Source organism: Bradyrhizobium sp. Ken51, assembly GCF_055807435.1.
Genome location: NZ_JBVVPB010000005.1, coordinates 121,059 through 146,362, shown reverse-complemented (window position 1 = coordinate 146,362; position 25,304 = coordinate 121,059). Strand labels below are relative to the sequence as shown.

24 protein-coding genes are annotated in these 25,304 nt (G+C 65.4%); 10 read left to right on the top strand and 14 right to left on the bottom strand.

Features of this window, described 5'->3' with window-relative positions; genetic code table 11:
• Positions 1-145: 145 nt before the first annotated feature.
• Complete coding sequence (locus AC0L27_RS11835; RefSeq protein ID WP_473319089.1) at positions 146-577, top strand: hypothetical protein; 432 nt, start codon at positions 146-148, stop codon at positions 575-577.
• Here the strand turns inward: AC0L27_RS11835 and AC0L27_RS11830 are convergent.
• On the bottom strand, positions 541-954 hold the full coding sequence (locus AC0L27_RS11830) for a hypothetical protein (protein WP_473302165.1): 414 nt from the start codon (positions 952-954) through the stop codon (positions 541-543). The two genes, AC0L27_RS11835 and AC0L27_RS11830, sit on opposite strands and share 37 nt — an antisense overlap.
• A gap of 59 nt (positions 955-1,013) precedes the next feature.
• Between AC0L27_RS11830 and AC0L27_RS11825 the strand changes: the two genes are divergently transcribed.
• A complete protein-coding gene (locus AC0L27_RS11825; protein ID WP_018454312.1) occupies positions 1,014-1,436 on the top strand; it encodes a hypothetical protein in 423 nt (140 codons plus the stop codon).
• A gap of 76 nt (positions 1,437-1,512) precedes the next feature.
• On the opposite strand, the gene AC0L27_RS11820 is transcribed toward AC0L27_RS11825, so the two are convergent.
• The 3 genes from AC0L27_RS11820 to AC0L27_RS11810 form a co-directional block, all read right to left on the bottom strand.
• Entirely contained in the window at positions 1,513-1,968 is a 456-nt protein-coding gene (locus AC0L27_RS11820) for a hypothetical protein (RefSeq protein ID WP_473319087.1), read from the bottom strand.
• 131 nt (positions 1,969-2,099) lie between these two features.
• On the bottom strand, positions 2,100-3,473 hold the full coding sequence (locus tag AC0L27_RS11815; RefSeq protein ID WP_473319085.1) for an HD-GYP domain-containing protein: 1,374 nt from the start codon (positions 3,471-3,473) through the stop codon (positions 2,100-2,102).
• 176 nt (positions 3,474-3,649) lie between these two features.
• Entirely contained in the window at positions 3,650-4,138 is a 489-nt protein-coding gene (locus AC0L27_RS11810; protein WP_354060627.1) for a MarR family winged helix-turn-helix transcriptional regulator, read from the bottom strand.
• Positions 4,139-4,253: 115 nt separating this feature from the next.
• Between AC0L27_RS11810 and AC0L27_RS11805 the strand changes: the two genes are divergently transcribed.
• Both AC0L27_RS11805 and AC0L27_RS11800 read left to right on the top strand, forming a co-directional pair.
• Positions 4,254-5,168, top strand: a complete 915-nt coding sequence (locus AC0L27_RS11805; RefSeq protein WP_473319082.1) for an alpha/beta fold hydrolase — start codon at positions 4,254-4,256, stop codon at positions 5,166-5,168.
• Between the two features lie 57 nt (positions 5,169-5,225).
• Positions 5,226-6,029 carry an isocitrate lyase/PEP mutase family protein gene (locus AC0L27_RS11800; protein WP_473319081.1) on the top strand — a complete coding sequence of 268 codons (804 nt, stop codon included), beginning with the start codon at positions 5,226-5,228 and terminating at the stop codon, positions 6,027-6,029.
• 28 nt (positions 6,030-6,057) lie between these two features.
• On the opposite strand, the gene AC0L27_RS11795 is transcribed toward AC0L27_RS11800, so the two are convergent.
• The 3 genes from AC0L27_RS11795 to AC0L27_RS11785 all read right to left on the bottom strand — a co-directional run bounded on the left by AC0L27_RS11795 (position 6,058) and on the right by AC0L27_RS11785 (position 12,567).
• Entirely contained in the window at positions 6,058-8,643 is a 2,586-nt protein-coding gene (locus tag AC0L27_RS11795) for an EAL domain-containing protein (RefSeq protein ID WP_473319079.1), read from the bottom strand.
• 152 nt (positions 8,644-8,795) lie between these two features.
• A complete protein-coding gene (locus tag AC0L27_RS11790; RefSeq protein ID WP_473319288.1) occupies positions 8,796-10,088 on the bottom strand; it encodes an MFS transporter in 1,293 nt (430 codons plus the stop codon).
• Positions 10,089-10,176: 88 nt separating this feature from the next.
• Positions 10,177-12,567, bottom strand: a complete 2,391-nt coding sequence (locus AC0L27_RS11785) for a bifunctional diguanylate cyclase/phosphodiesterase (protein ID WP_354257672.1) — start codon at positions 12,565-12,567, stop codon at positions 10,177-10,179.
• A gap of 317 nt (positions 12,568-12,884) precedes the next feature.
• On the opposite strand from AC0L27_RS11785, the gene AC0L27_RS11780 reads away from it, so the two are divergent.
• Positions 12,885-14,051 carry an ABC transporter substrate-binding protein gene (locus AC0L27_RS11780; RefSeq protein WP_473319074.1) on the top strand — a complete coding sequence of 389 codons (1,167 nt, stop codon included), beginning with the start codon at positions 12,885-12,887 and terminating at the stop codon, positions 14,049-14,051.
• 6 nt (positions 14,052-14,057) lie between these two features.
• Here AC0L27_RS11780 and AC0L27_RS11775 read toward each other — a convergent pair whose 3' ends face one another.
• Genes AC0L27_RS11775 through AC0L27_RS11760 form a run of 4 tightly spaced genes read right to left on the bottom strand, consistent with a single transcriptional unit; the run spans position 14,058 to position 18,198 of the window.
• Positions 14,058-15,035, bottom strand: a complete 978-nt coding sequence (locus AC0L27_RS11775) for a hydroxyacid dehydrogenase (RefSeq protein ID WP_473319070.1) — start codon at positions 15,033-15,035, stop codon at positions 14,058-14,060.
• A gap of 12 nt (positions 15,036-15,047) precedes the next feature.
• On the bottom strand, positions 15,048-16,925 hold the full coding sequence (locus tag AC0L27_RS11770) for a TRAP transporter large permease (RefSeq protein ID WP_473319066.1): 1,878 nt from the start codon (positions 16,923-16,925) through the stop codon (positions 15,048-15,050).
• Positions 16,926-16,932: 7 nt separating this feature from the next.
• Positions 16,933-17,964, bottom strand: a complete 1,032-nt coding sequence (locus AC0L27_RS11765) for a TRAP transporter substrate-binding protein (protein WP_473319064.1) — start codon at positions 17,962-17,964, stop codon at positions 16,933-16,935.
• A gap of 18 nt (positions 17,965-17,982) precedes the next feature.
• Positions 17,983-18,198: a hypothetical protein gene (locus AC0L27_RS11760; protein WP_473319061.1), complete on the bottom strand. Its 216-nt coding sequence runs from the start codon at positions 18,196-18,198 to the stop codon at positions 17,983-17,985.
• Between the two features lie 194 nt (positions 18,199-18,392).
• Here AC0L27_RS11760 and AC0L27_RS11755 point away from each other — a divergent pair, with 194 nt between their 5' ends.
• A complete protein-coding gene (locus tag AC0L27_RS11755; RefSeq protein ID WP_473319059.1) occupies positions 18,393-19,883 on the top strand; it encodes a caspase family protein in 1,491 nt (496 codons plus the stop codon).
• On the opposite strand, the gene AC0L27_RS11750 is transcribed toward AC0L27_RS11755, so the two are convergent.
• Both AC0L27_RS11750 and AC0L27_RS11745 read right to left on the bottom strand, forming a co-directional pair.
• Entirely contained in the window at positions 19,877-21,223 is a 1,347-nt protein-coding gene (locus AC0L27_RS11750) for a sensor histidine kinase (protein WP_473319057.1), read from the bottom strand. The two genes, AC0L27_RS11755 and AC0L27_RS11750, sit on opposite strands and share 7 nt — an antisense overlap.
• 18 nt (positions 21,224-21,241) lie before the next feature.
• Positions 21,242-21,952 carry a response regulator gene (locus tag AC0L27_RS11745; protein WP_473319055.1) on the bottom strand — a complete coding sequence of 237 codons (711 nt, stop codon included), beginning with the start codon at positions 21,950-21,952 and terminating at the stop codon, positions 21,242-21,244.
• Positions 21,953-22,124: 172 nt separating this feature from the next.
• Here AC0L27_RS11745 and AC0L27_RS11740 point away from each other — a divergent pair, with 172 nt between their 5' ends.
• The 4 genes from AC0L27_RS11740 to AC0L27_RS11725 all read left to right on the top strand — a co-directional run bounded on the left by AC0L27_RS11740 (position 22,125) and on the right by AC0L27_RS11725 (position 24,920).
• Entirely contained in the window at positions 22,125-22,454 is a 330-nt protein-coding gene (locus AC0L27_RS11740) for a hypothetical protein (protein ID WP_354205398.1), read from the top strand.
• A gap of 92 nt (positions 22,455-22,546) precedes the next feature.
• Complete coding sequence (locus AC0L27_RS11735; RefSeq protein WP_473319053.1) at positions 22,547-22,828, top strand: GCG_CRPN prefix-to-repeats domain-containing protein; 282 nt, start codon at positions 22,547-22,549, stop codon at positions 22,826-22,828.
• Positions 22,822-23,088: a hypothetical protein gene (locus tag AC0L27_RS11730; protein WP_473319050.1), complete on the top strand. Its 267-nt coding sequence runs from the start codon at positions 22,822-22,824 to the stop codon at positions 23,086-23,088. The genes AC0L27_RS11735 and AC0L27_RS11730 overlap by 7 nt, the downstream gene beginning before the upstream one ends.
• A 164-nt stretch (positions 23,089-23,252) precedes the next feature.
• Positions 23,253-24,920: a SulP family inorganic anion transporter gene (locus AC0L27_RS11725; RefSeq protein ID WP_473319048.1), complete on the top strand. Its 1,668-nt coding sequence runs from the start codon at positions 23,253-23,255 to the stop codon at positions 24,918-24,920.
• A gap of 6 nt (positions 24,921-24,926) precedes the next feature.
• Here AC0L27_RS11725 and AC0L27_RS11720 read toward each other — a convergent pair whose 3' ends face one another.
• Entirely contained in the window at positions 24,927-25,289 is a 363-nt protein-coding gene (locus tag AC0L27_RS11720) for a hypothetical protein (protein WP_354205392.1), read from the bottom strand.
• Positions 25,290-25,304: the final 15 nt, after the last annotated feature.

Genomic DNA, 25,304 nt, shown 5'->3' with positions numbered 1-25,304 from the left:
AGTTCGCTGCGCTTCGCAGCTGGAACCTGACCACGATCATACGCGCGCATTTTCCACATCGTCATACCGATCCAAGGAACGTTTCGGTGGCCTGCCACTTTATCCCGAGCCTGTTTTGGCAATTTGATCATTGGAGGAGACAGCGATGAGGATTCTGAAATTGTCTGCGGCCGCAGCTGCGCTGCTGGCCGGTACGGCGCTCGCCGTGGCGCAGTCGAGCTCGACCGTCGGCACTGGCGGCTCGTCAGCCGGCGGTGGCACCAGCAACTCGACCGTCGGCACGGGCGGTTCATCGGCGGGTTCGGGCAGCGGATCGGGCTCGGCCTCGACGCTTGGCACCGGCGGCTCGTCGGCCGGCGGCGGCACCAGCAGTTCGTCCGTCGGCACCGGCGGCTCTGCCGCGGGCAGCGGCTCAGGCTCCGCCTCGACGCTCGGCACCGGCGGCTCGTCGGCGGGCGGCGGCAAGAGCGGCTCGACTGTGGGAGCGGCCGGCTCCTCCGCGGGACATGCCAGCGACATGGGCATGGAAAAGGGCAAAGGTCACCACAAGGACGAGATGAAGAAGGACAAGGACTGACATCCCGGCCGGCGGAGCGGCAGCAATGCCGCTCCTTCGTCCTTCCTGAGGAGGACTGGCATGAACAGATCAATCGTTGCGATCGCAGTTTTGACTTTGATAAGCAGCGCCGCTGTGGGGGAAACCATGCAGAAAACCGGCAAGACCGCATCCGGCGAAACCTGCCGGGTCACGGTCGAAAAACATCCTGACGGCAGCATCACCGCGCTGGGATCATCGGGTTCGGGCACAACCGGCTCGACCTCATCGAGCGGCTCGCTGTCGAGCTCGAGCTCGGCCGGCGGATCGTCGGTGCACGTCCAGGCTGGCGGCGGCAACGTGTCGAGTTCGTCCTCGACGGCCGGCGGCCCCGGTTCGACCAGCGCGAGCACCGTCACAGTCAACGGCTGCACCATCTCGACATCGTCGCCATAACAAAAGGATTTCACAGATGAGAATGTTAATCGCGACCTCGTCGGTCGCACTCCTGCTCGCCGCCGCCTCTCCGTTGTCGGCGCAAACCAGCATGACCGGCGGCACCGGGGGCTCGGCTGCGGCCGGCGGCACCTCGGCCAGCACGCTCGGCACCGGCGGCACGTCGACGTCGGGCTCCGGACAGACCGGCTCCTCGATTGCAGCCGGCGGCAGCGCCGCGTCCGCCAACGGCAAGGCGCAGTCCGGCACCAGCATGAACAAGGGCAACGGTCCGGTGCTCAATTCCAATGCGCGCGCGCAGGCGCATGAGGGTGGCACGTTCAGCCGCTCCCACACCCGCACTAAAGTGAAGGCGGGCGAGGAGGTCGGGTCGACCACCAAGACCATGTCGCACGTGCCGGGCTCCAAGCCGACCATGTCGACGACATCGACAAACGTGCGCTGAAACATCCTCACGACACTGCTGCCCGCAACCTGCGGGCAGTTTTTTCTTTGTGAGCAGGTTTTTCTTTGTGAACGGATCAACCGCCGCTCAGCGTGCGGCTGACGCGGGTCACGACCGCATCCCACTGCCGCTTCTCGGCGGCCGGATAGTTGATCAGCACGCAATGCACGTAGCGGCGGCCAAAGTTGCAGCGGTCGTACCAGATCTTGCCGCCGCGGGTGCTGGAGACCACGAAGAAGCGCGGCGTGATGCGCTTGTAGGTGATGCCGGACGGCGGATTCTTCCGCGCCAGGAAAGCCGCCGGTGAGCTGCCTTCGTTCGGAACGGCCTGCACCGTCAGATCCGCACGGCCGTCACTGGTCCGGTACTGCATGCCATAGCCGTCGGGGCGACCGGCTTGCTCGGTGAAGATGGACGAAGGGATGTCGACGCTGGTTCCGGTTTCGGGAATGCGATAGCCGCTCCAACTCTCCGCACCGGCAGCGGCCGGCAAGCTACAGAGCATCCCAAGGATGGTGGCGATCTTTTTCATCGTATGAACCGGTTTGCGCTCGACGGCCGACAACGTGGAGAAGCGCCGGACGTTCCTTTCCGCGACGTGAACGCGCGGTTGCTCCCGGTCGGCTCACCGGACGTTGCAAGCCGGATGACGCCGGACCCTCGTCAAGCCGCGAGCGTCTCGTCCACGCGTCCAAGAGCCCGGCGAAGAGCCGCAAAGCAGTCCGCGTCGATCTGGGTGCCGACCATCTCCGACATGATCGCAAGAGCTTTCGTTACTGGCATCGCAGCCCGATACGGCCGTTCCGCGGTCAGCGCATCGAAGATATCCGCGGTCGTGATGATTCGGATGTCCAGGCAGATCTGGTCTCCCGCGAGCCCACGGGGATAGCCTTTGCCGTCCAGCCGCTCGTGATGCGCCCCGGCGATCGGAGCGAGATCGCCAAACGCGCCGATGCGCGACAGGATCGCTTCCGAATGCGCGGAATGCTTGCGCATGATCTCCCATTCGAAATCGTCAAGCTTACCCGGCTTGTCGAGGATTGCGTTGCTGACGCCGAGCTTGCCAATGTCGTGTAACAGCGCGGCACGCTTGAGCCAGCGTCGCCGCTCGGCAGCGAACTCCAGCTGCTCCGCGATCATGTCGGTAAAGAGCGTGACGCGTTCGCTGTGGCCGCTGGTGTAGGGACTTTTGGAATCGACCACCTGGGCAAAGGCCGCCGCGATGTCGTCCAGATAGTCCTCATCCACCGGCACGCTCGCCTGCTGCGGCAGCAGAGGAACAGTCTCAGGCCCGTCTTCAGTGCCAAGCATGTCCCAGAATCCAGGCTGCGCCGCGATTCGTTCAAAAGCGGCAACCAGGTCTGGATCGAACCAGGTGCCGGCTCGATTCCGGGCCTCACGAAGGGCGGCTTCGGGACCGTTCGCGATGTAGAACACATCGACCACCTGGGCCAACAAGGCGAGGCGGGAGTAAATCGGGATGGCCGCGCCGCGAAGGCCGAGCGGCTTGCCGCCGCCATCCCAATGCTCATCGAGATTCTTGATGCCCGCCGCGACCGGTTCGGAGAAGCGCATCTTGCGGGCGATGTCGGCGCCGCGATGGCAGCGCGTCTCGATCAGTTCACGAGCGATCTCGCCGCCATTCTGGAAGATGTTGACGATGGCGCGAAACCGTTCGGCCAGACTGGCTTTCAGCCCGGTATGGCCCAGCACAAAGCGCAGCGCCTGCGGCAGGCTGCCATCAATGAGCTTGAAATCCTGCTTGAAGGAGAGATCATCGGTCAGATACAGCTCGCAGATGCGCGCAGCGTTGCTGCTGCAGCCCAGATCCTTCAGCAACAGGGCATAATAGAGTTCGACAAGTTCGTCTTCGCCGAGACCGATCTCCTTGCCGATCATGACGCCGATGCGGCTGCATCGCACGCAATGTCCGGCCGGCTGCCCCTCCGAGAGATCGAGTGCGTGGCTCAGCGCACCCAGCAATTCGGAAAGCGTGATCCGATCGAGCGGCTTGGGGGCGTGCGGAATGGGGTCCATTGACGGGGGCTCCGGGACTGGTGCGGCCTGTTAACGACGCGGATCACATCACCAGCCGATCAACTGATCACCAGAGGATTAACAGGAGGTTGTTTGCGAGCGATCCGTCGACAGGAAGCCTCCGAGATCGCCCTCGCCTGCTCGGCAAAGTTCCGTGGCCATCGCGAGTGCGCCCGCTAGCGAGCGCGTTTGCCCTTGTCCGTGGGCAACGGGCAATTCGTACAAACGCTGTCGTCGCACATGCGACAGATCGTGAAGCGATCCATCTCGGACGTATCCTGCCGAGCCAACAGCTCATGGAGCAGCGCTTCGAGTCGTTTGGTTTCAGCCGGCGACAGCACATCCAGAAGCGACGCGACGGCCGAAATCCGCGACGTCATCAAGTCGTTGCGGGTTGCGGCCCCCTTCGCCGTCAGGTGCAGGGCAACCTCCCGGCCATCCTGTCCGGGCCGACGTTCGACCAGCTGATCCGACACCAGACGGTCCACCAGCCGGACCGTTCCCGAATGCGACAGGCCAAGGATCCGCCGCAGCTTGTCGTTGGTCATGCCCTGGCCATAGCCGATGACGACCAGGGCGGCAGGCGTCTCGCCGCCGCGGCCGATGACCTCGCGCGCGCCCTGCTCGATCCGATCCATGACGGCGAGCGAAAGCGCCCCCAGCAAATTTGCGATTCCAGTTTCCATGCGCCGACAATATGTGCGGAGCGCACAAAAAACAACTTGACCAATATGTGCGTTACGCACATATTCTGGATCGCGGGGCACGATGAGATGGAGAATGACGATGAATACTGGGAGCGCGGCACGACAAGCAAATGCCCAAGCGAATACCGGAGGCACTGAACCCGCCTTGAAATACGTGCAGGCGAACGGCGTGCGCTTCGCCTATCTCGAACAGGGCGACGGCCCCCTTGTCATGTTCCTGCACGGCTTTCCCGACAATGCCTGGTCGTATCGAAAGCAGCTGCAGGTCTTCGCGGAGGCAGGGTACCGTGCGGTCGCGCCGTTCCTGCGCGGCTATGCGCCGACAGAGATTCCGGCGGACGGAGTTTTCGATCCCATCGCACTGGGCAAGGATCTTGAAGCCCTCATCGCGGCGCTGAGCGACGACGGACAAGCACGCGTCGTCGGCATGGATTGGGGCGGCACCTCGACCTTTCAGGCGCTGGCCACCGCGCCATCGGCGTTCAAGGCCGCCGTGGTCATGAACACCGCACATCCGATTACAATTTCGAGCATCAGACGGGATCCGGAGCTCGTTCGAGCCGTCTTCCACGTCTATTTTTTCCAGCTGCCCGGCGCGGTATCGGCGGTCAACACCGAGGGACTTCCCTTCGTCGACTATCTCTGGAAGCTGTGGTCGCCGACGTTCAACAATGCCGAGCATATCCGTTCGATCAAGGAGACGCTCAGCTCTCCCGGCACGATGGCCGCGGCGCTTAAGTATTATGGAGGTCTGACCGATGCGGGGCTCGCGGGCCGGCTGCCCATCAATGACATGCACACGCCGACGCTGACGATCTATGGCAGCAACGATCCGACAGCGAGGTACTCGGTCAAGGAGGAGCCGCTGTTCAAGGGGCCGCACAAGCGGATGGTCCTGCCCGATGTCGGCCACTTCCCGCACCTCGAGCGTGAGGACGAAGTCACCGGCCTGATCATGGACTGGTTCAAGACGCACGCGCCTGACTGAACGCAGAGGGCAGTAGCCCACAACATGCTTTGAGTTCTTTAATCTGGAGTGCGCGCAATGGACGCCAAGATACAGCAGCAATATGCCGAGACCTTTCATGCCCTTCACAGGAAGGGCGATCCGCTCGTCCTGTTCAACGCCTGGGACGCCGCCAGCGCCAAAGCCATCGCGAAGACCTCTCCGGCCATCGCGACCAGCAGCGGAGCGGTCGCCTCCGCACTTGGATACGCCGACGGAGAAAATGTTCCGCTCGACATGGTGACCGGCCTGGTGTCGCGGATGACCGCGGCCGTGTCGGTGCCAGTCTCAATCGATCTGGAAGCAGGATATGGCGACACCCCGGAGGCCGCCGGCAGATCGGCCGCCGAGATTTTGAAAGCCGGCGCCGTCGGCCTCAATATCGAGGACGGGCTATCGGAGGGAAAGCGGCAACTCGTCAACCCCGAACTCCATGCCGCCAAGATCAAGGCCGTGCGGGACGCTGCGAAAGATCTGGGAGTTCGACTGTTCATCAATGCGAGAACGGATCCATTCCTGCTGAAATTCGGATCGCCGGACGATTGCATGAATGAAGCGGCAAGGCGCGCGAAGGTTTATGCGGAGGCCGGCGCCGACGGAATTTTCGTACCCGGCCTCACCGACCTCGCTCTCATCGAAAGGTTCGTTCAGGTCACGCCTCTGCCGGTCAACATCATGGTGACACAAGGCAGTCCCGCAATTCCGGATCTGGCTCGCGTCGGCGTTCGGCGGGTGAGTCTTGGGCCGTGGCCGATGATGGCAGCGATGCGGATGATCGGACAGGCCGCGGCTGCGGTCGCCGCGACCAAGCAATACGGCACGTTCCTGCAACCGGATGCCTGAGCCTGGTCATCACCGGCCAAAGTCGCTTCTACGCGAACCGCTTCACCGCAGTCGCGCCCGCCGGTGCAATGTCGAGACGAGTCAGCATCGCTCGCGCCTGCTCGGCGCAGTGCTCGATCAGCCAGCGCTCGAAGGCTACGGGCGCGAGCGCGGGCGCGTAAAGAAAGCCCTGCACGACGTCGCAGCCGAGTTCGGCCAGCACCTTGCGCTGCGCCTCGGTCTCGACGCCTTCGCCGACGACGGTCATGCCGAGGCCCTGCCCGACGCGCACCACGGCGGTGGCGATCGCGAGCGCGCCAGCGTCACGCTCGATGTCGCGCATGAAGCTGCGGTCGATCTTGAGCTCGCGGATCGGCAGATGGGCGAGCCGGCTCAGGCTGGAATAACCGGTGCCGAAATCGTCCACGGAAAGCCCGACGCCGAGCTCTCGGATCGCGTTCATCGTCTCGAGCGCGGCGACGCTGTCCTGCATGAACGCGCCCTCGGTGATCTCGAGCATCAGCGCATCCGCCGGCAGATCGTATTCCGCGAGGATGTCCTTGAGCCGCGCGGCCAGCGTGACGTTGCGGAAATTCATCGGCGACAAGTTCACCGACACAGATGGAATGTCGAGCCCGGCGCGGCGCCAGCTCGCCAACTGCCGGCAGGCCTCGCGCACCGACCACAGGCCGATCTGCTCGATCAGGCCGCACTCTTCGGCAAGCGGAATGAATTTTGCCGGCGAGACGTCGCCGAGCTCGGCATCGTGCCAGCGCGCCAGCGCCTCGACGCCATGGATCGCGCCGTCGCAGCTGCGGATCTGCGGCTGGTAGCTGAGGGTCAGCGTGCCCTCGGCGACGGCGCGGCGCAGCGCCGCGATCAAGGCCAACCGCTGCTCGGTGAGCCCGTTCATCTCGGCGCTGAACAGGCGATGGGTCGAACGTCCCGCCTGCTTGGCCATGTACATGGCCGCGTCCGCCTGCTGCATCAAGGTGTCGATGTCGGTCGCATGATCGGGATAGAGGCTGACGCCGATGCTCGCCGACATCTGCAGCTGCCTGGAGCCGAGCCGCAGCGGCGCGGCCAGCGCTTCGGTGATTCCGGCCGCGACGCGCTCGGCACTCTCGGCGTTGCGCCGCGGCAGCAGGATCACGAACTCGTCGCCGCCGAGCCGCCCCAGCATGTCCTCGGGTCCGATCTGCTCGCGCAGGCGCTGCGCGAGTTGGATCAGGAGCTCGTCGCCAGCGGCATGGCCGAGCGTGTCGTTGACGTCCTTGAAATGATCGACGTCGAGGAAGGCCAGCGCGACGTGGCTGCCGGTCGGGCAGGCATCGATGGCGGTGGTGATCAGGCGCCGCAATTGTGCGCGGTTCGGCAGACCGGTGAGGATATCGTGATAGGCGAGCCGCGCGATCTCGGCGCGCGCTTCCTTGCGCTCGATCGCGAAGGCGCCGAGATTGACGCAGGCCTCGACGATGCGGCGGTGCCAATTGCTCGGCGCGCGCGGCTCCCGGTAGTAGAAGGCGAAGGTGGCGATGACCCGTCCGTCCTTGGCCTTGACCGGCGTCGACCAGCATGCGCGCAGGCCGATCGCGAGCGGCATCGCCTTGTAGGGCTGCCAGCGCGGGTCGGTCTCCAGATCGGTCGCCAGCACCGGCTCGCCGTAGAAGGCCGCGGTTCCGCAGGAGCCGACATTAGGGCCGATCGCAATGCCCTCCAATGCGCGGGAATAGTCCTCGGGCAGGCTTGGGCCGCCGAGCGGATGGATCAGGCCCGCGGCGTCGATGTGAAGCAGCGAACAGACCACGTCAGGCGCGATCTGCTCGACACGGCGGCACAGCCGGTCTGCGATCTCGCCGATCGGAACCTCGTCGGCGAGCGCGCCCATGATGAGCTGCTGCAGCGAGCGCAACTGCTTGGTCTCGGTGATGTCCTCGAGCAGCGCGAAGATGTGCTTGACCTGGCCCTTCCTGTCGCGGAAGGCATCGATGCGGGCGCAGACCCAGATCTCCTCGCCGTCCTTGTCATAGGCGAGCATCTCGAGCTCGCCGCGGTGGCCGCCATCCATCAGGCGCTTGATGAGCTTCGCAACGGCCTTGCGATCGGTGTGGCGGCCGGCGATCAGCCCCCTCGCACGGCGGCCCTCGGCTTCCTCGCTGGTGTAGCCGAACAGCGTCGTGAAGGCGGCATTGACGTAGACGATGTTCTGATCGGTGTCGGTGATGAGCACCGCGCGGTTGGTCTGGTCGGAGACGGCGTGGAGAAGCCCGATCCTGACGCGGCGCTCGGCGTCCGCGGTGACGTCGCGCGCGAACACCACCTGATGGGTCACGCCGCCACTTGCAATGGATGAAAGCGAGATGGCCGCGCGGATCCGGCTGCCGTCGTATCGCACGAGGCTGATCTCGTCACGGAAGTCCGCACACGGTTCGGCCCGAAGACATTTGAGGGTGAGAATTTCGGAATCGCGGCCGAGCACATCAGCGCGTGCGAGTTTCCAGATCCGCTCCGCACCGGCATTGAAATGCGTGATGCGATGCGCGCTGTCGACAATGACGATGCCCTCTTCGGCGCGTTCGAGCGCGGCCAACAGCACTTCCAGAGTTTCTGTCATGGCACAATCGGAGGTGGACATCGCTAGACCCGGAGGCATCGGGAAGATACGGCAACCGACGCTAGCGCCGCGATGGTGTCCAAGACGTTTTTGCAGTCCGCTCGCACCGCGCCAAGACGCGACATGCTTAACATTCCGCCAAACACGCGAAGGTAATTGGGTGCGTACGGAACCTATTCGGCGCCGGCATCCGCCTGAAGCTTGCCGGCGACGGCGCGCACCTTGCGCGGCGCGGCTTGCCAGATCGAGAGCGCCGATAATCCGCTCACGAGGATGGCAACGCCAAAGGCGAGCGTGTAGTCGCCGACCCGATCGTAAAGCAAGCCGGTGACCCAGGGACCGGCCGCACCGCCGGCCAATGCCGCCAGCATGATCGTGCCGAAAATGCTGCCCTGGTGCCTGCCCTGAAAAATCTCGAACACCACTGCGCCCATGATCGAGGTCAGGCCGTAGCCGAGCGCGCCTTGCGTGAACACCATGAGATAGACCAGCCACAATGACGGCTGGAATTTCAGTGCCATCAGCGCCGCGAAAGAGATCGCAAAACCCGCGCAGCTGATCGCCCACACCCATTCCCGCCCGATCCGGTCGGAGACATGGCCGAGCAGGATCTGGCCGGGAATGCCGAGCAGGCTGACGATGCCGAGCGCCCACACCGCGACACCCGGGCTGAAGCCGATGTCGAGCAGGAACTTGGTCTGGTGCACCTGCACCGCGTACCAGATGTACAGGCCGCAGAAATAGCCGAGCGCAATCCACCAGAACCGCGCCGTGGCGACCGCTTTCCGGAGTGTCCATTCGGTCCCGGCCCAGACGGGATCGACGATGTTGGAGGCCGGTTTTGCGGCGCCTGCGGCCGGCGCGGCATCGCCGTCCGGCCGCAGGCCGATATCCTCGGGACGCCTATGCAGGAACAGATTGATCGGCGCCAGCACGATCAAGACCATCAAGCCCATCGCAGTGCAGGCGGTGCGCCAGCCGGTCCCTTCGATCATGTGCTGCACCCACGGCAGCAGCGTCACCGAGCCGATGCCGACCCCGGCGAAGGCGATGCCGATGGCGAGGCCACGCGTGCGGATAAACCAGTTCGGCAGGAACAGCGACTGGCCGGAATAGCCGAGACACACCGAACCGGCGCCGACCATGACGCCGATGGTGACGTAGAGATGCCATGGCTGACTCGTGAGCGGCGCGAGCAGGAGCCCGCCACCCATCAGAACCACGCCGAGCTCCATCACCGCGCGCGGGCCGGCGCGGTCCATGAGCCGGCCGATCAGCGGGCTGACCATGCCCGATACCACGAAGCCGAAGGAAAAGGCGCCCGCGGTGACGCCGCGCTCCCAGCCGAATTCGGAGATGATGGGAGGAAAGAACAGCGAGAAGGCAGTGCGCGCGTTGACGCCGATGGCCATGGTGACGAAGGTCACCGCGACCACGACCCAACCGTAGAAGAACGGAAGCCGCATTGTGTGTTTCATCCCTGGACGGTCCTTCCGACCATCCGGGACTGCCCGGGTCAAGCGCTTTTCGCGCATGCCCGTTGAGCGGCCGCGCTCAGGCGGCGTCGCGTTGGGATGGTTTGACGGGCGCGTCGAAAAGGATCCGTTCGATTGGGTGCGGCCGGCCGAACAGATAGCCCTGCGCGAAATTGACGCCGAGCGCCTTCAGCCGCTCGTACTCCTCGCGGGTCTCGACGCCTTCGGCGGTGACCGACATGTCCAGCCCGCGCGCCAGCGTCACGATCGAGGAGATGATGGCGGAGCTGCGCGGTTGATGCGTGAGGTTGCGGATAAACGATTTGTCGATCTTGATTTTGTCGAACGGGAACGCGGTCAGATAGCTGAGCGACGAATAGCCGGTGCCGAAATCGTCGAGCGCAAGCGCGATGCCGATGCTCTTCAGCCGCTCCATGAAGGCGTGGTTCTCGACGCCGCGTTCCAGCAGCACGGATTCCGTGATCTCGATCTCCAGCCGCTGGGGCGGCAAGCCGGAATCGGCGAGCGCGGCGCTGATCATCTCGAACAGCTCGGCCTCCTTGAACTGGATCGGCGACAGATTGACCGCGACCGCAAGGTCGGACGGCCAGCCGGCCGCGTCCGCGCAGGCGCGCCGCAACACGAATTCGCCGAGCGGCACGATCAGCCCGGTCTCCTCCGCAAGCGGGATGAACTGGTCCGGCGGAATCAAGCCGCGCGTCGGATGCCGCCAGCGCACCAACGCCTCGAAGCCGCGCCGCGCGCCGCTGAGGGCGTCGACGAACGGCTGGTAGTGCACCTCGAGCTGGCACCGCGCGATGGCGTCGCGCAGATCGCCTTCCAGCGTGCTGCGCGCCTCGAGCTCGGCCGACATCGCCTTGTCGTAGATGGTGAAGCAGTTGCGGCCCGACGATTTCGAGCGGTAGAGCGCGAGGTCGGCCTTCTTCAGCAGCTGCTCCTGATCGCTGCCGTGATCGGGCGCGATCGCAATGCCGATGCTGGTGCCAATCTCGACGCGGTGTCCGGGAAGAAGGAACGGCTCGGCCACGAGCTTGGCGATCCGCCCCGCCAGTTCGGTCGAGCAGACGCGCTGATCCTCGCAAGCTTCCTGGATGACGGCGAATTCGTCGCCGCCGAGCCGGGCCAGCACGTCGCCGGCGCGCAGTGCGGATTTCAGCCGCTGTGCGACCTGACGCAGCAGCACATCGCCGGCACCGTGACCGAGCGAGTCGTTGACGTTCTTGAAGCGGTCGAGATCGAGCATCAGGATCGAGAAGGTCGGACCGCCGTCCTTCAAACGGCCATTGAGCTCGTCGAGCCGGGCGAGGAAGAAGGCGCGGTTCGGCAATCCGGTCAGGATGTCGGTCTGGGCGAGTTCGAGCACCCGGCGGTTCGCCAGCGAGAGCCGCCGCGAATTGCGGCTTGCGAGCATGAGATAGGTCGAAAGCGACAGCGTCAGCAGCATGCCGACGATCAGCACCGCGCCCGCGCGATCGTAGGTCGTCTCCAGCGGACCGCCGGCAGCCGGAACCGCCCGCACCTGCCAATCGGAGTCGCCGATCTTGAGATTGCCCGACCAGTGCAGGGTCCGCGCGACGTCTCGCATCGACTGCGGCGCCGTGGCGGCCGACGAATAATCCGGCAGCATGTCCTCCTGGCCGACGATCTGCCCCGGGACCGGCGGATAGACGTTGACGCTGACCGCGGGGCTTGCCCCGGTGGTCACGCGAATGGACTGGATCAGCAGCGGCAGGTCGAAGACGCCGACGACGAAGCCGGCGAGATTGCGGCGCCGGTCCACGACCGTGTCGCGCGACGTTCCCTTGGCGTAGACGGGAATGGCGACGAGCACGTCGGGCAACCGGCCGCCCGCCTTCGGCTCGAAGAGGCGGGTGCGAATGGCGGCGATCCGGTCGGTGTCGCGCGCGCGCTCGAGGACCGCGCGGCGTTCCGGAACGGTCGCGTAGTCCATGCCGTAGACCGGAGACGTCTTCGGCTGGGTCGAGTAGAGCACCGGAAAATATTCGTCGCTCTGCGGCGCGGTCGCAAACGCATCGCCCTGGAGCGACTTGATGCGATAGCCGGAGACGCCGTCCGTGATCGCCGCGGCCTCGTATTCGGCGCGCTCCTTGCGGTTCACGCGCGGCACCCAGGAAATGCGCAGCATGCCGGGATGGCGCTCGAACAAGCGGGTGCTGAAGGTCTCGAATTCGCTGCGGGTGATCTCCTGGTTGGTCGATTCGAACAGCGTGCGTAGCGCGACGAGCCTGGAGATGTACTCGCTCATGCCGTTCTGCATGACGATCACTTCGGTCTCGGCCGCGTTCTCGAACTCGATCTTGTTGACGCGGCCCTCCCATCGCGCCACGGCGGCCGCACCCGCGACCGAAAACAGAAGACCGATTCCGACCGCGACGAGCGCAGGGCGATAGAGCCTGAGCAGCAGCGCGGCACGCCACCATCCGGTCATACGCCCCCGATCCTGATCGTTCTGATCCCGACCGCCCATTCCAGAAACCGCCGTCCCCTCTCCCGGCCAACCGAACCTCTGGTTGAGCCGCCGGAGCCACTATCGGAACAGGACCGCGGTTAAGAACTGCACAATTTCGGAACCCGGTTTTTCCGCATTATCCAGCTTAGTTAATGAAGTGCAGGATGATGCGGACTTTGTCGCAATAAGTTGCCGGTTTTCCCCGGAGTAGTACGGAGCCGTCGATACATCGGCGATTCATCCTGCGGCGATAGCTTTCACAAAGCTACTCACCGCACCCGGCAAGACTTTTCCTGATGTATCGATCTCGATCTGCGATATGCATCGTCATGACCGTCGCCGTCCTGGCAGCAATCATGCTGCCGGCGAAAGCCGACGAGATCGGCGTCAGCAAGGATGCAATCCTGTTCGGCCAGGCCGCAGCGCTCGAAGGTCCCTCCTCCGCACTCGGACAGCGGATGCGCCAGGGCATCGTCGCAGCCTTCACCGAGATCAACGCCAAGGGCGGCGTCCATGGCCGCAAGCTCCAGCTCATCAGCCGCGACGACGGTTACGATCCCGACCGCTCGACGGTGCAGACGCTGCGGCTGATCGAGGACGACAAGGTGTTCGCTCTGATCGGCGCGGTGGGCACGCCGACCGCGATGGCGACGATACCGATCACCAGCGCCAGGAACGTGCCGTTCATCGGTCCTTTCAGCGGCGCCGAATTTTTGCGCGACCTCCAGCTTGCGAACGTGGTCAACATCCGTGCGAGCTATGGCGCCGAGGCCGAGGCGTGGGTCAAGCACCTTACGGAGGATCTCCATTTCACCCGCATCGCCATCTTCTACCAGGACGATTCCTTCGGGCGCGACGGTCTTTCCGGCGTGAAGCGCGCGCTTGCCAAGCGCGGTCTTGAGCTCGCCGCCGAGGGCACCTTCGAGCGCAACACCCGCGCCGTCGCGTCGGCCTGGCGCACGATCAAGCGCGTCGAACCCGAGGCGATCGTCATGGTCGGGACCTACGGTCCCTGCGCGGAGTTCATCAAGCTCGCGCACCGCAGCGGCGCGCGTCCGACCTTCGTCAACATCTCCTTCGTCGGCGCCGTTGCGCTCGCCCGGGAGCTCGGCCCCGAGGGCGAAGGCGTCGTCGTCACGCAGGTCGTGCCGTTTCCCTGGGACCGCTCGCTCAAGCTGGTCGCCGACTACCAGGCGGCGCAGACGGCGTTCGACCCCGCGCTGACACCGAGTTTCGTGTCGCTCGAAGGCTATATCGCCGGCCGTCTCGCGGCCGCGGCGCTGGAACAGGCCGGACCGCAACCGACGCGCGCGAGCCTGCTGCGGGCCATCAACGATGTCGGCCGCTTCGACATCAGCGGCAGCACCTTCACCGTCGGCATGCGCATGCTCGACGCGCCGCCGAAGGTGTTTTTGACGGTGATCCAGAAGGACGGGACGTTCAAAGCCGTGGACCGGCTTTAGAGCCGCTCACGGCCGCCGCGTCCAGCGGTCGGCGTTGACGGCGCCTTGGGGGGCCTCGCCTTTAACGATCGCTTCGACCTGCCGCACAGTTTCCAGCGACTGATATTCGATCGCCTGCGGCGTCAGTCCGCCGACATGCGGCGTCGCAATGACGTTGGGAAGCTTCGCAAGCTCCGGACTTGGCATCTGGTCGGGCGCGCGGCCGACATCCATCGCGGCACCTGCGATACGATTCTCAACCAGCGCCTTCGCCAGCGCCGCTTCGTCGACGAGGTTACCGCGCGAGAGATTGATGAAGACGGCGTGCTTCTGCATGCGCGCCAACGCCGCCTCGCCGATCAGATTTTCGGTCTGCTCGTTGGCGATGGCAAGGCAGACGACATAGTCGGACGCGGCGAGGAGCTCGTCGAGGCTGACCTGCCGGATGGCGCTGTCGCTCACGGTCGCAAAGGGATCTGCGACCAGCACCTCCATGCGCATCACCTTGGCGATGTCGGCGAGATAGCGCCCTATGCTGCCATAGCCGATGATGCCGATCTTGCTGCCGGCGAGCTGACGTCCCATCCGCGCCTCCGGCTTGCGGCCGGCGTGGTAATCGGCCGTCGCCCGCGATACGGCGCGGGAGAGATCGACCATGAAGCCAACCGCGAGCTCGGCAACGGCTTGCACGAAGCCAGGCCCGGCGCGGGTCACGAGCACGCCGGCGTTCGAGGCGGCCTCGACATCGACGTTGCGGATGTCGACAGCGCAGCGTACGAAGGCGCGCAGGCGCGGCAGTTGCCCAAAGATCTCGCCGCGTCCTTCGGTCATGCGGTCGGCCACGATGATGTCGACATCTTGCGCAGCGCGCACGAGGCTGGCTGAGACCAGCGTCTCATCGCTCTCGTGCAGAATCACCTCGGCGGCCGCGCGCAAACCGCTCAGGCTGCGATCGCCGTAGTAATTGCGGCGCATCTCCGGCGTGTGGGCCAGCAGGACTTTCACGGCAACACTCCCTCAATAGCCGAACGCGCGCGGCAATGCCGTGCTGAGCCATGGCACGAACGCGATCACGAGCAGGCAAAGGAACAACAGGCCGAGATAGCCCATGATCGGCTTCACTGTCTGCTCAATCGGCACGTTGCCGATCAGGCAGGCGCCGTAGAGCCCGAGCCCGAGCGGCGGCGCGAACAGGCCGATGCCCATCGCGATCACAAGCACCACGCCGAAATGCAGGGGATCGATGCCGAGCTGCACGGCCACCGGCAGCAGCAACGGCCCGAAGATGATCAGCGCGGCCGCGCCCTCCAGCACCGAGCCCATCACGATCAGCACGCCGATCGCGAGCAGGATGAACAGCCAGGTGCCGCTGGTCTTGGACAATCCGAGCATGAAATCGCCGACCGCATGCGGCACTTGCTGCAAGGTCAGCGTGAACGCCAGCGATTGCGCTGCGGCAACGATGAACAGCACGAGCCCCGCGCGCGTCGCCCCCTGCACAAAACTGTGCGCGGCCGATGTGAAGCTGAGCTCGCGGAACACCACGCTGCCGACAACGAGTGCATAAGCCACCGCGAAGGCGGATATCTCAGTCGCGGTGGCAAAGCCGCTCTTGAAGCCGAAGAAGATCATGAAGATCAGGCCGAACGAGGCGATCGCGCCGCTCCACAGGCCCGACACCGGCATCTGCGGCGCGATGTCGTCGGCATCAGCCGAAGTCTCGCTTGGACTCTCAGTTGGGGTCTTGCCGAAGATAATGGAGACGGCGATCAAGGCCAGCGCCATCAGCGCCGCCGGCAACAGCCCTGCGACGAACAGGCCGCCGATCGACAGGTTCGCGACGAAGCCCAGGATGATCAGGTTGATGCAGGGCGGGATGGTCTCCGCCATCACCGCGGAGGCCGCGAGCAGCGCCACGGCGCCGCCCGGGTTTTGCTTGGAGCGGCGCGCCGCCGGAATCAGTACGGAGCCGACCGCCGCGACGTCGGCCATCTTCGAACCGGAGATGCCGGAGAACAGCACCATCGAGGCCACCATCACGACGTTGAGGCCGCCGCGCATGCGCCCGACCCCGCGCTGCAACAGCTCGATCAGGCGCACCGACATGCCGTTGGCTTCCATGAGGTAGCCGACGAGAATGAAGAACGGAATCGCGAGCAGCACGAAATTGTCGATGCCGCGCGCCATCTGCTGCGCGAAGATAACGCCGGGCAGCGCGCGCTCGACCCAGATGAAGATCAGCGCGGCCAGCGCCAGCGCAAAGCCGATCGGCAACCCGCCGACCAACGTCGCGAAGAAACCGATCAGCATCAGCGTGCCCGCCGACGGCACCGTAGCGGGCGAAAGATAATCCCAGGCGAGATAGAGGCCGGTCACGACGGCAATCGCGACGAGGCCCCTGACGATGTCGGGGAGTGGCCTGGCGCAGAGTTGGTCGATCGCAAACACCGTCATGAACAGCGCGCCGGCGCCCATCGGGTAGAAGGTCAGCTCCAGTGGCAAGCCGGATCCGGTGGTCTGACCCGCCGTCAGCGAGCCGAGCTTGATGGCGTTGTAGGCGACGTAGCCCGAGATCAGCACCACCAGCAGCGCGCTGGCGCCGTCGACCAGCGCGCGCAGCCGTGCCGGAGCCATGTCGCGGAAGAAGGAGACGCCGACATTCTCGCCGCGCGCGAGCGCGCTCGCCGCGCCGAAGAAGGCGGAGCCGACCATCAGGCCGCGCGCGACGTCGTCGGACCACTCCACCGGCGCGTTGAAGCAGAAGCGCAGCAGCACGGAACCGCAGACGACGACCAGATCTGCGGCCAGCAGGATGGCCGCGATCGCGTCACTGACGCGAAGCAGCAGGGCGATGCTCCCGTGGCGGCCGCCCGAGAGAGGTACGGCAGCTGTCATTGCCACGTCAGGCCTGCGTGGCGCGGATGATGTCGATGACGGCCTTGGATTCCGGCCGCGCCTTCATGAAGTTCTCGATTTGCGGCGCGACGCGTTTTTTGAACGCCTCGCGGTCGCATTCGGCCACCGTCACGCCCTTTTGGGTCAAGGCCGACAGCGCCTCCTTCTCGACCGCGAGCCCGTGGGTCCGCGTGTCGGCCGCAGCCTTCTTCGCGGCATCGAGAAATCCGTCGCGCAGCTTCGGATCCATGCGATTGTAGGTCGTGTCGCTGAAATAGATCGCGAGCGGCGAGAAATTGTGCTGCGTCAATGCATAGAATTTCGCCGTTTCGAAGAACTTGCTGGCCAGGATGGTCGGCGGATCATGCTCCAGCCCGTCCAGCACGCCGGCCTGCAATGCCGTGTAGATTTCGCCGAACGCCAGCGGCGTCGCGGCGGCGCCCATCAGACGCAGGCATTCCGTGATGACGGGATTTGGCAGCGTGCGGATCTTGAGACCGGCGAGATCTTCGGGCGTCTTCACCGGCTTCCGCGCCAACACGCTGCGCGAGCCGAAATTATAGGCCCAGGCGATGATTCGGATGTTGCTGCCCTTGAGCAGCGCGTCCTCGATCGGCTTGGCCGCGCCAGAATCGAACGCCTTGGTCTGCTGCGGGAAACTCGAGAACAGAAAGCCGAGATCGAAGGTGCCGACCAGCGGCACCAGATTGGCCGAGATCGACGATCCCGACACCATGAGGTCGATGACGCCGAGCTTCACCGAGTTGATGACGTCGATTTCCTGACCCAATTGGTTGTCGGGAAAGAACGCGACCTCGACCTGCTCCCCAAGGCCGTTCGCCTTCAGGTTCTTCACGAGATTGTCGTAATAGACGCGGCCGTTGGCGAATTTGGGATCGTTCGGCAGCGAGGAGGAGCATTTCAGCTTCAGCGTCGCGGCTTCGGCGCGGCCGATGAGTGCGGGGGAGAACACGAGGCCGGCGGCAAGTCCCGTCGACGACTTGATGAACGCGCGACGGTTCACGGGCACGATGGACATGGTGCGGTCTCTCCCCGATTATTGTTTTTCGCGCCGCGGACGTTGCCGCAGCCCGTTGCGCGGACTGTATGGCCAAAGCGACGGCGCAGGCAAGACTTGAGGCCGGCCATTGCAAAGCGGCGTGTCGCGAAGGTCGACGGCATCAGCGCGCGGCGAAACAACCGCGTTTTTTGCGGGATTCTCGCTCAGACCGGCATCGGGCCAGGTGTGCGCGAGGATGCTTTCGCGCGGCATCGGCGATCAATCCAATTGGCGCATGGATCAATGCGCAATTCACATGGATGGTGCCAGAACGATGCCGCACTGGCTCCGGCAGACCTCCTGCCCCATTTTGCCGCAGCTCAACGTGATCCAGTGCACAGACAGACGCATGGCGGCCACCTACAAAGGGTGACATCATCGCGCGCATTGCCGATGGAGGTGACACCATGCGCCGTCCAATTCTTCGCAATTTGTTTCTTGCATCCGGTCTTCTCGCGCTCTCGCAATTGACGATTCCGACGGAGGCCGCGGCCGAAGCGCGGCTCGCACTCGTGATCGGTCAATCGGCCTATCGCACCGTGCCGGAACTCCCCAACGCAGCCAACGACGCCAAGGGCATGACGGAGCTGCTCGGCAATGCCGGCTTCACCGTCACCACGGCGTCCAATCTGGCGCAGAACGATATGCGTCAGGCGATCTCGGAGTTCGCCGGCAAGGTCAGCGCCAGCGGCGCCGACACCGTCGCGCTGGTGTTCTATGCCGGCCACGGCCTCCAGATCGACGGCGAGAACTATCTGGTGCCGGTCGATCTCGACCCCAAGCGCGAAGCCGACATTCCGCTGCAGGGCGTGCGACTGAACGATTTGCTCAACACGCTCGGCGCGCTGCCGACGCGGGCGCGCATCTTCATGCTCGATGCCTGCCGCAACAATCCGTTCCCGGCACTCCGCGGCGCCGGACACGGGCTTGCGATCGTCGACACCAAGGCCGGCGCGCCGGGCTCCTTCATTTCCTATTCGACCTCGCCCGGTGCGGAAGCCGAGGATGGCTCTGGCATCGACAGCCCCTACACCACCGCGGCGCTGACCGTCGCCAAGCAGCCCAATCTGCCGATCGAGGAAGTGTTCAAGCGCATTCGCGTTGCCGTGGCGCAATCGACCGACGGACGCCAGATCCCCTGGGAAAGCTCGTCGCTGACGACCGACTTCAAGTTCTTCGGCGGCGACAGCAGCGGCGGTCAGACTGCGCTTCCTGGCGCATCCTCCATGGCACTTGCGAGCGGCACGCGCAGCCTCGAGGATTGGCGCAAGGATTTGCAGGGCAAGCCGGCCATGGTCGCCTATGAGATGGTGATCACCGACGACACCGTGCCGGCGTATCAGGCCTATATCGAGTTGTATGCTCAGGATACCCGTACGCCGCGCCTGCGCACGATCATGGAGCGCCGACGCCAGATGCTGGCGTGGGAGCGCGCCACCGCGATCAACACCCGCGCCTCGTTCGAGGCGTATCTGGCGAACTGGGACAACAGCGATCTGGCTGCGACCGCACGCAGGCTGCTGCTCCGCGTGCAGAACCGCAACTACGTCTTGCCTGCTGTGGTCGCGGCCGCTCCTGCCCCGGTCGCCGTCGCGATGGCGCCGACCTGCCCGTGCTCGACGCCTCCGACACCGGCAACGCCGGTCAATCCGACGGTCGCGCCCGTGATCAAGAAGCGCGTCGACGACACGCCGCCGAAGCGCAAGGTGGTCGACACACCGCCCAAGCCGCGCCGGCCGCCGCCGGATCAAGTGATCTACGAGCGCGCGCCGCCCGCCGGCCCGCCGCCAGAAGCCATAGGTGTCGGAATAGGCATCGGAATTGGCATGGGCATGGGCGGCCGAGGCGGCAACTACGGTGGCCCGGGACGCGGCGATGGCTATCGCAGCCGTTACTGAGGCCGCTCGCGCGGCAGCCGGACGCGGACACGCGTGCCGCCACCGGGACGATCCTCGATGGCGACCGTGCCGCCGTTGCTTTCGACAACTTGCCTCACGATTGTGAGTCCCAATCCTGCGCCGCCGCTCTCGCGGCTGCGCGAGGTCTCCAGCCGGTAGAATGGATCGAATACGCGGGTGCGTTCGTCGACCGGGATTCCCGGCCCGCGGTCCTCGACCAGGAGTTCGATCACACCGGTCTCGGCATGCAAGGAGATGTCTGCGGCGCCACCATAGAGGATCGCGTTGTTGACCAGATTGGCAATGACCCGAGCCATGCCCGCAGCCGAGCCGCGGATGAGGAGAGACGGATCTTCGCACGTGAGCGTCACCGCTTCGCAGGCGCCCTTGCGCGCTTCGTACTCGGTCCGCGCGACGCGAGCAAGATCGACGGTCTCCGCTGACGGGCCTGCGAACGAGGCGCGGACAAAGGCGAGCGCATCATCCATCAGCGATTGCATGTCGTCGAGATCGACGATTGCCTTGTCCCGCTGCACGCTTTCGGGCAGCAGCTCGAGACGTAGCCGCAGCCGCGTGACATAAGTGCGCAGATCATGGCTGATCGCGCCGAGCACGAGGGTGCGGCTGCGCAGCAGTTCGGCGATGTTCGCCTGCATGGCGTTGACGGCGCGGATCAGCGCCCGAACGTCGGGAGCACCCCGCTCGCTGACCGGCCTGGTCTCCATGGCAGCGCCGAAGCGCTCGATGGCGACGGTCAACTCGGACAGCGGCCTGGTCTCGTGGCGGACCGCGAGCAAGGCCGCCAAAGCGACCACGAAGCCGAGAATTCCGGCCAGCAGGCCAACAGGAATGCCGAGCAGGCGAAGGCCGAGCTCGCCTGCGGTCTCGATTACCAGATAGCCGCCGCCAGCAAGTTCAATGACGGCTTGCAGGCGCGAGGTGACGAGATCACGCAAGCGGGCCACCTGCTGGCCGTCCCTGACGTTGACGAAGGACAATGCGACCAGCCGCTCCGCCGGCACACCGCTCAGCGCGCGCAGCCGTTGCTCCGCGCTGCCCAGGAAACGGCCATGCAACGGGTTGGGCGGCACGTCCTGACGCACGACCGGCTTGAATCGCGCCGTCGTGGCCGCGCGCAGCACCAGGTCACGATCGTCGCGCGGGATCCTGTCGATCGCCTCCGCCAAGGCGGCGACCTGCGCGAACAAAGCGGTAAATCCGGACGGCTCGCCGCGGCCGCGCTGCTCCACGAAATAGATAGCGAGCGACAGCAACTGCACGAGAATGATGGCGCCGGCGACGATAAGGCCGAGGCGGGCGGCGATATGAAGCCTGCTCATCCCGCACAGGCTCCGTGCTCAGAGCGGGCGGACGTCAGCACTGAAGAGATAGCCGCCATTTCGCACGGTCCTGATCGAGAACTCAGCCTTGGGATCCGCGGCGACGAGCTTGCGCCGCAGCCGGCTGACCGACACGTCGATGACGCGGTCGAACTGGTCCGCGGTCCGGCCGCGCGTCCAGTCGAGCAACTGGTCGCGCGATAGCACCCTCTTGGGCCGTTCGAGGAAACATGCCAGCAGATCAAACTCTGCCGACGTCAACTCGACGATACAATCCTGGTCGTTGCTCAGGCTGCGTCCGTCGAGATCGGCCACCAGCCTGCCGAAAGCAATGCGCCGCGGCGGCGGCATCTGCAGCGGGCCGTCCACACGCCGCAAAACGGCCTTGATGCGCGCCAGCAACTCCCGGGGATTGAAGGGCTTCGGCAGATAATCGTCGGCGCCGAGCTCCAGGCCGATGATGCGGTCGACATCGTCGGCCTTGGCCGTCAGCATCAGGATCGGCGTGCGGCCCTTGCTGCGCAGGCGCCGGCAGATCGACAGTCCGTCCTCGCCGGGCAGCATGATGTCAAGCACGATGAGATCCGGGCATGCCTGCATCAGCGCCCGGTCCATCGCCGCGCCGTTCTCGACGCAAACCGGCGCATAGCCCTCCCGCGTCAGCAGGTCCGCCAGGAGCGCGCGGATCTCGCGGTCGTCCTCCACGATCATGATCGTCCGAGTGTCCATCGCGGCCTCTATCGAGCAACCCGCCGGCGGGAATGTGGCGAGCCCATCACTCGTTACAAAACGTTACATATCCGGCCTCCCCGGCAACATCACGGCAAAACATCGAGGCGAGATTGGCCTCCATGCGGCGACCGGTCTCGTTCCGGCGCGTCCTCGCAAACGGGAGTATCCGATGAAACCTATCCTGGCTTCGATATCACTCGCAACGGTGCTGGCCCTCACGAGCGCCTCCGATGCAAACGCCTGGGTTCGCAGCGGCAGCGTCACGACCTGGCGCGGCACCTACTACGGCAGCGCCAGCGGCGGATGCGCCGGCGGTACCTGCTCGCGTTCGGCTTCGGTGACGGGGCCCTATGGCGGCACGATTGCACGCAGCGGCAGCATCACGCGCGTGGGTCCGCATGCATTCGACTACACGCGCACCACGACGGGTCCGAACGGCAATAGCGTGACGCGCAGCGGCACGGTCGTGACCCATCCCTATTACGGATACCGGTACTGACCGTCGCGCCGCACGACCGTGAAATTCCGGCCAGGGTCAGAACAGTGGCCGCGGACTGCCTTCCCTCCAACCTGCAAACATGGATATCTCGAATGCGACGATTGACGATCCTGGCGTCGGCCGCGGCAGCCGCACTGGCCGCAGGTTCGACCGCGCTAGCCTTCACTCCCAGCCCTCACCCCGCCATGTCCGACGGCCTCACCGAAGTCAGCGGCGGCTGCGGGCCCGGCTGGCACCTGACGGCCAACGGCCTGTGCCGGCGGAACATCGTGCCCTATGCCCATCCACCCTATGCCTATGCGGCGCGTCCCTATCCGGGGGCTTGTTGGTGGACCAGCACGCCATTCGGCGCGCGGAGGGTCTGCGCATGGTGAGACCTGTACAGCTGCGGGAGCTGCGACGCGCGATCGCGGCCATCATCGCCGCGTTGGTCGCGGTATCGTCCGCGGGCGCCGCGTCCGCCGAGCAACCGCGACAGGAGGTACGCCAAGCGTGCACCGCGGACATGCGCGCGCTGTGCTCTGGCATCATGCCGGGAGGCGGCCGCGTCAAGCAGTGCATGATCGAGCATTTCGACCAGCTATCGGATGGCTGCAAGAGCGCGCTGAAGCAGGCGCAGGCGTCGAAGCCATAGAGCGTGGTCTCGCGAGAGTGCGCGTGGGGCTCGCAGACGCGATAAGTGCCTGCGGGCCTTGCGGTGTCGCACGATATAGCGGCGAGGCCGGCAACCGCATGTTTGCCGACGACCGGCAGCTGTGGTCTGGTCGGCCAACGGGACGCTTCGGGGATTCGCTGCTGATGGCGCAGGACGCTCACACCGCAACATCATGGCCGCTATTCCGCTCGCTGGCGTCCTATTCGCTGCCTGGCGACCTCATGGCCGGCCTGACGCTCGCGGCGATCGCGATTCCCGAGCAGATGGCGACGGCGCGGCTCGGCGGCTTCGCCCCGCAGATCGGCTTCTTCGCCTTCATGGCGGGGTCGCTCGGCTTTGCGATGCTCGGCGGCAACCGTTTCCTGTCCTGCGGCGCCGATTCCACGATCACGCCGATTTTCGCCGGCGGGCTGGCGGCGCTGGCCGCCGCGGGCTCGCCTGAGTATCAGGGATTCGCGATCGCGCTGGCGCTGATGGTCGGCGCGATGATGCTGGCTGGCGGCGCTTTCCGCCTCGGCGGCATCGCCAATCTCTTGTCCGTGCCAGTCATGGTCGGCTTCCTCGCCGGCATCTCCGTCCACATCATCGTGTCGCAACTGCCGGGCGTGCTGGGCCTGGACTCGCCGAGCGGGCCGACGCTCGATCGCATCGGCGTGCTCGCAAGCGAACTCGGCCGCACCAATCCGTTCACGCTATGCATCGGCTTCGGTGTGCTGGCCGTGGTCTTCGTCGCCGAGAAGATCAGCGCAAAAATTCCGGGCGCGCTGATCGGGCTCGTCGCAGCGACCCTGGCCACGATCGCGCTCGGCCTCGAGAGCAAGGGCGTCAATGTCGTCGGCCTCGTGCCGGGCACGCTGCCGCGGCCGACCTTCCCCGAGCTTGCACCGGAGCAATGGGTCCGCCTCGTGCCGCTCGCCTTTGTTATCACGGTCGTGGTGATGGTGCAGACTGCGGCGACGACGCGCTCGTTCCCGTCCGATCCCGACAAGCCGGCCGATGTCGATCGCGATTTTCTCGGCGCGGGCGCCGGCAGCGTGCTGTCGGGCCTGTTCGGCGCATTTCCGGTCAATGCCAGCCCGCCGCGGACGGGCATTGTCGCCGAGACCGGCGGACAATCGCAGCTCACGGGCCTCGCCGCGGCTGCGATCGTGCTGGCGCTGCTCGCGTTCGGAACGGGATTGCTGCAGCACGTTCCGGACGCAGCCCTCGGCGGCATCCTGCTGTTCGTCGCGCTGCGCATCATCCGCGTGAAGCAGATCGTCACGATCTATCGCCAATCCCCGAGCGAATTCCTGCTGATCGTCGCCACCGCCGCGCTGATCATCGTGCTGCCGATCCAGCAGGGTGCGTTCCTCGGCATCGTGCTGTCGCTGCTCCACGGCATCTGGAGCACGACGCGCGCGCGGCTGGTCGAGTTCGAGCGCGTGCCGGGCACCACGATCTGGTGGCCGGCGCATCCGCACATCGCCGGCGAGCGAATCGCCGGCGTCGCCGTGATCGGGCTGCAGGCGCCGCTGTCCTTTCTGAATGCGCCGGGCTTCCGCAGCGACGTAGCCAAGGTGCTCGGCACGACGCCGCCGCAGTTGCTGGTGCTGGAGGCGAGCGGCATGGTCGAGATCGACTTTACCGCCGCGCAGATCCTGCTCGAAATGTTCAGGGCGTGCAGCGAACAGGGCATCACGGTCGCGCTGGCCCGGCTGGAATCGGTGCGTGCGCAGGACGCGTTCGAGCGGTTCAGGCTGTTCGAGGCGTTGCCCCGGGAGAACGTCTTCCACAGCGTCGACGAGGCCGTGCGCAAGCTGGCGAAATAACTGCGCTCACTGCACCAATGTCGGGTGATCGCGCTGCACGGTTTCACGGACCCAGCTGGCATGGATCGCGCGGAACAGGATCTGCGCCGTCTTGAGGTCGTTCGCCTTCATGCAGAGATCGATGATGCGACGGACTGCGTCGTCGCGCATCAGTCCATCCGATATCTTCATCGCGATTTCCATCGCGACTTTCGCCGCGCGTTCGTAGCGCTCGCTGTCGCGCTTGTCGTTGCGCGCGGACCCTGCCGCGCTCGCCGCAGCGGCGTCACAGATCGCACGGATGCGCTCGGCGGCCTCGATATCGCCGAGCGGCCGTTCGATCGCTTCGTCCCAGATGTCCTGACGCGTCTTGCGCGCGAACCACTGCATTGCCTGCTCCGTGGT

Coding starts and splice junctions, on each gene's coding strand:
- AC0L27_RS11725 (WP_473319048.1), top strand. CDS start 23,253: ATGGCGCAGGACGCTCACACCGCAACATCATGGCCGCTATTCCGCTCG.
- AC0L27_RS11790 (WP_473319288.1), bottom strand. CDS start 10,088: ATGCGGCTTCCGTTCTTCTACGGTTGGGTCGTGGTCGCGGTGACCTTC.
- AC0L27_RS11765 (WP_473319064.1), bottom strand. CDS start 17,964: ATGTCCATCGTGCCCGTGAACCGTCGCGCGTTCATCAAGTCGTCGACG.
- AC0L27_RS11755 (WP_473319059.1), top strand. CDS start 18,393: ATGCGCCGTCCAATTCTTCGCAATTTGTTTCTTGCATCCGGTCTTCTC.
- AC0L27_RS11780 (WP_473319074.1), top strand. CDS start 12,885: ATGTATCGATCTCGATCTGCGATATGCATCGTCATGACCGTCGCCGTC.
- AC0L27_RS11740 (WP_354205398.1), top strand. CDS start 22,125: ATGAAACCTATCCTGGCTTCGATATCACTCGCAACGGTGCTGGCCCTC.
- AC0L27_RS11825 (WP_018454312.1), top strand. CDS start 1,014: ATGTTAATCGCGACCTCGTCGGTCGCACTCCTGCTCGCCGCCGCCTCT.
- AC0L27_RS11805 (WP_473319082.1), top strand. CDS start 4,254: ATGACGATGAATACTGGGAGCGCGGCACGACAAGCAAATGCCCAAGCG.
- AC0L27_RS11735 (WP_473319053.1), top strand. CDS start 22,547: ATGCGACGATTGACGATCCTGGCGTCGGCCGCGGCAGCCGCACTGGCC.
- AC0L27_RS11720 (WP_354205392.1), bottom strand. CDS start 25,289: ATGCAGTGGTTCGCGCGCAAGACGCGTCAGGACATCTGGGACGAAGCG.
- AC0L27_RS11785 (WP_354257672.1), bottom strand. CDS start 12,567: ATGACCGGATGGTGGCGTGCCGCGCTGCTGCTCAGGCTCTATCGCCCT.
- AC0L27_RS11820 (WP_473319087.1), bottom strand. CDS start 1,968: ATGAAAAAGATCGCCACCATCCTTGGGATGCTCTGTAGCTTGCCGGCC.
- AC0L27_RS11795 (WP_473319079.1), bottom strand. CDS start 8,643: ATGTCCACCTCCGATTGTGCCATGACAGAAACTCTGGAAGTGCTGTTG.
- AC0L27_RS11745 (WP_473319055.1), bottom strand. CDS start 21,952: ATGGACACTCGGACGATCATGATCGTGGAGGACGACCGCGAGATCCGC.
- AC0L27_RS11835 (WP_473319089.1), top strand. CDS start 146: ATGAGGATTCTGAAATTGTCTGCGGCCGCAGCTGCGCTGCTGGCCGGT.
- AC0L27_RS11815 (WP_473319085.1), bottom strand. CDS start 3,473: ATGGACCCCATTCCGCACGCCCCCAAGCCGCTCGATCGGATCACGCTT.
- AC0L27_RS11760 (WP_473319061.1), bottom strand. CDS start 18,198: ATGCCGCGCGAAAGCATCCTCGCGCACACCTGGCCCGATGCCGGTCTG.
- AC0L27_RS11730 (WP_473319050.1), top strand. CDS start 22,822: ATGGTGAGACCTGTACAGCTGCGGGAGCTGCGACGCGCGATCGCGGCC.
- AC0L27_RS11800 (WP_473319081.1), top strand. CDS start 5,226: ATGGACGCCAAGATACAGCAGCAATATGCCGAGACCTTTCATGCCCTT.
- AC0L27_RS11770 (WP_473319066.1), bottom strand. CDS start 16,925: ATGACAGCTGCCGTACCTCTCTCGGGCGGCCGCCACGGGAGCATCGCC.
- AC0L27_RS11750 (WP_473319057.1), bottom strand. CDS start 21,223: ATGAGCAGGCTTCATATCGCCGCCCGCCTCGGCCTTATCGTCGCCGGC.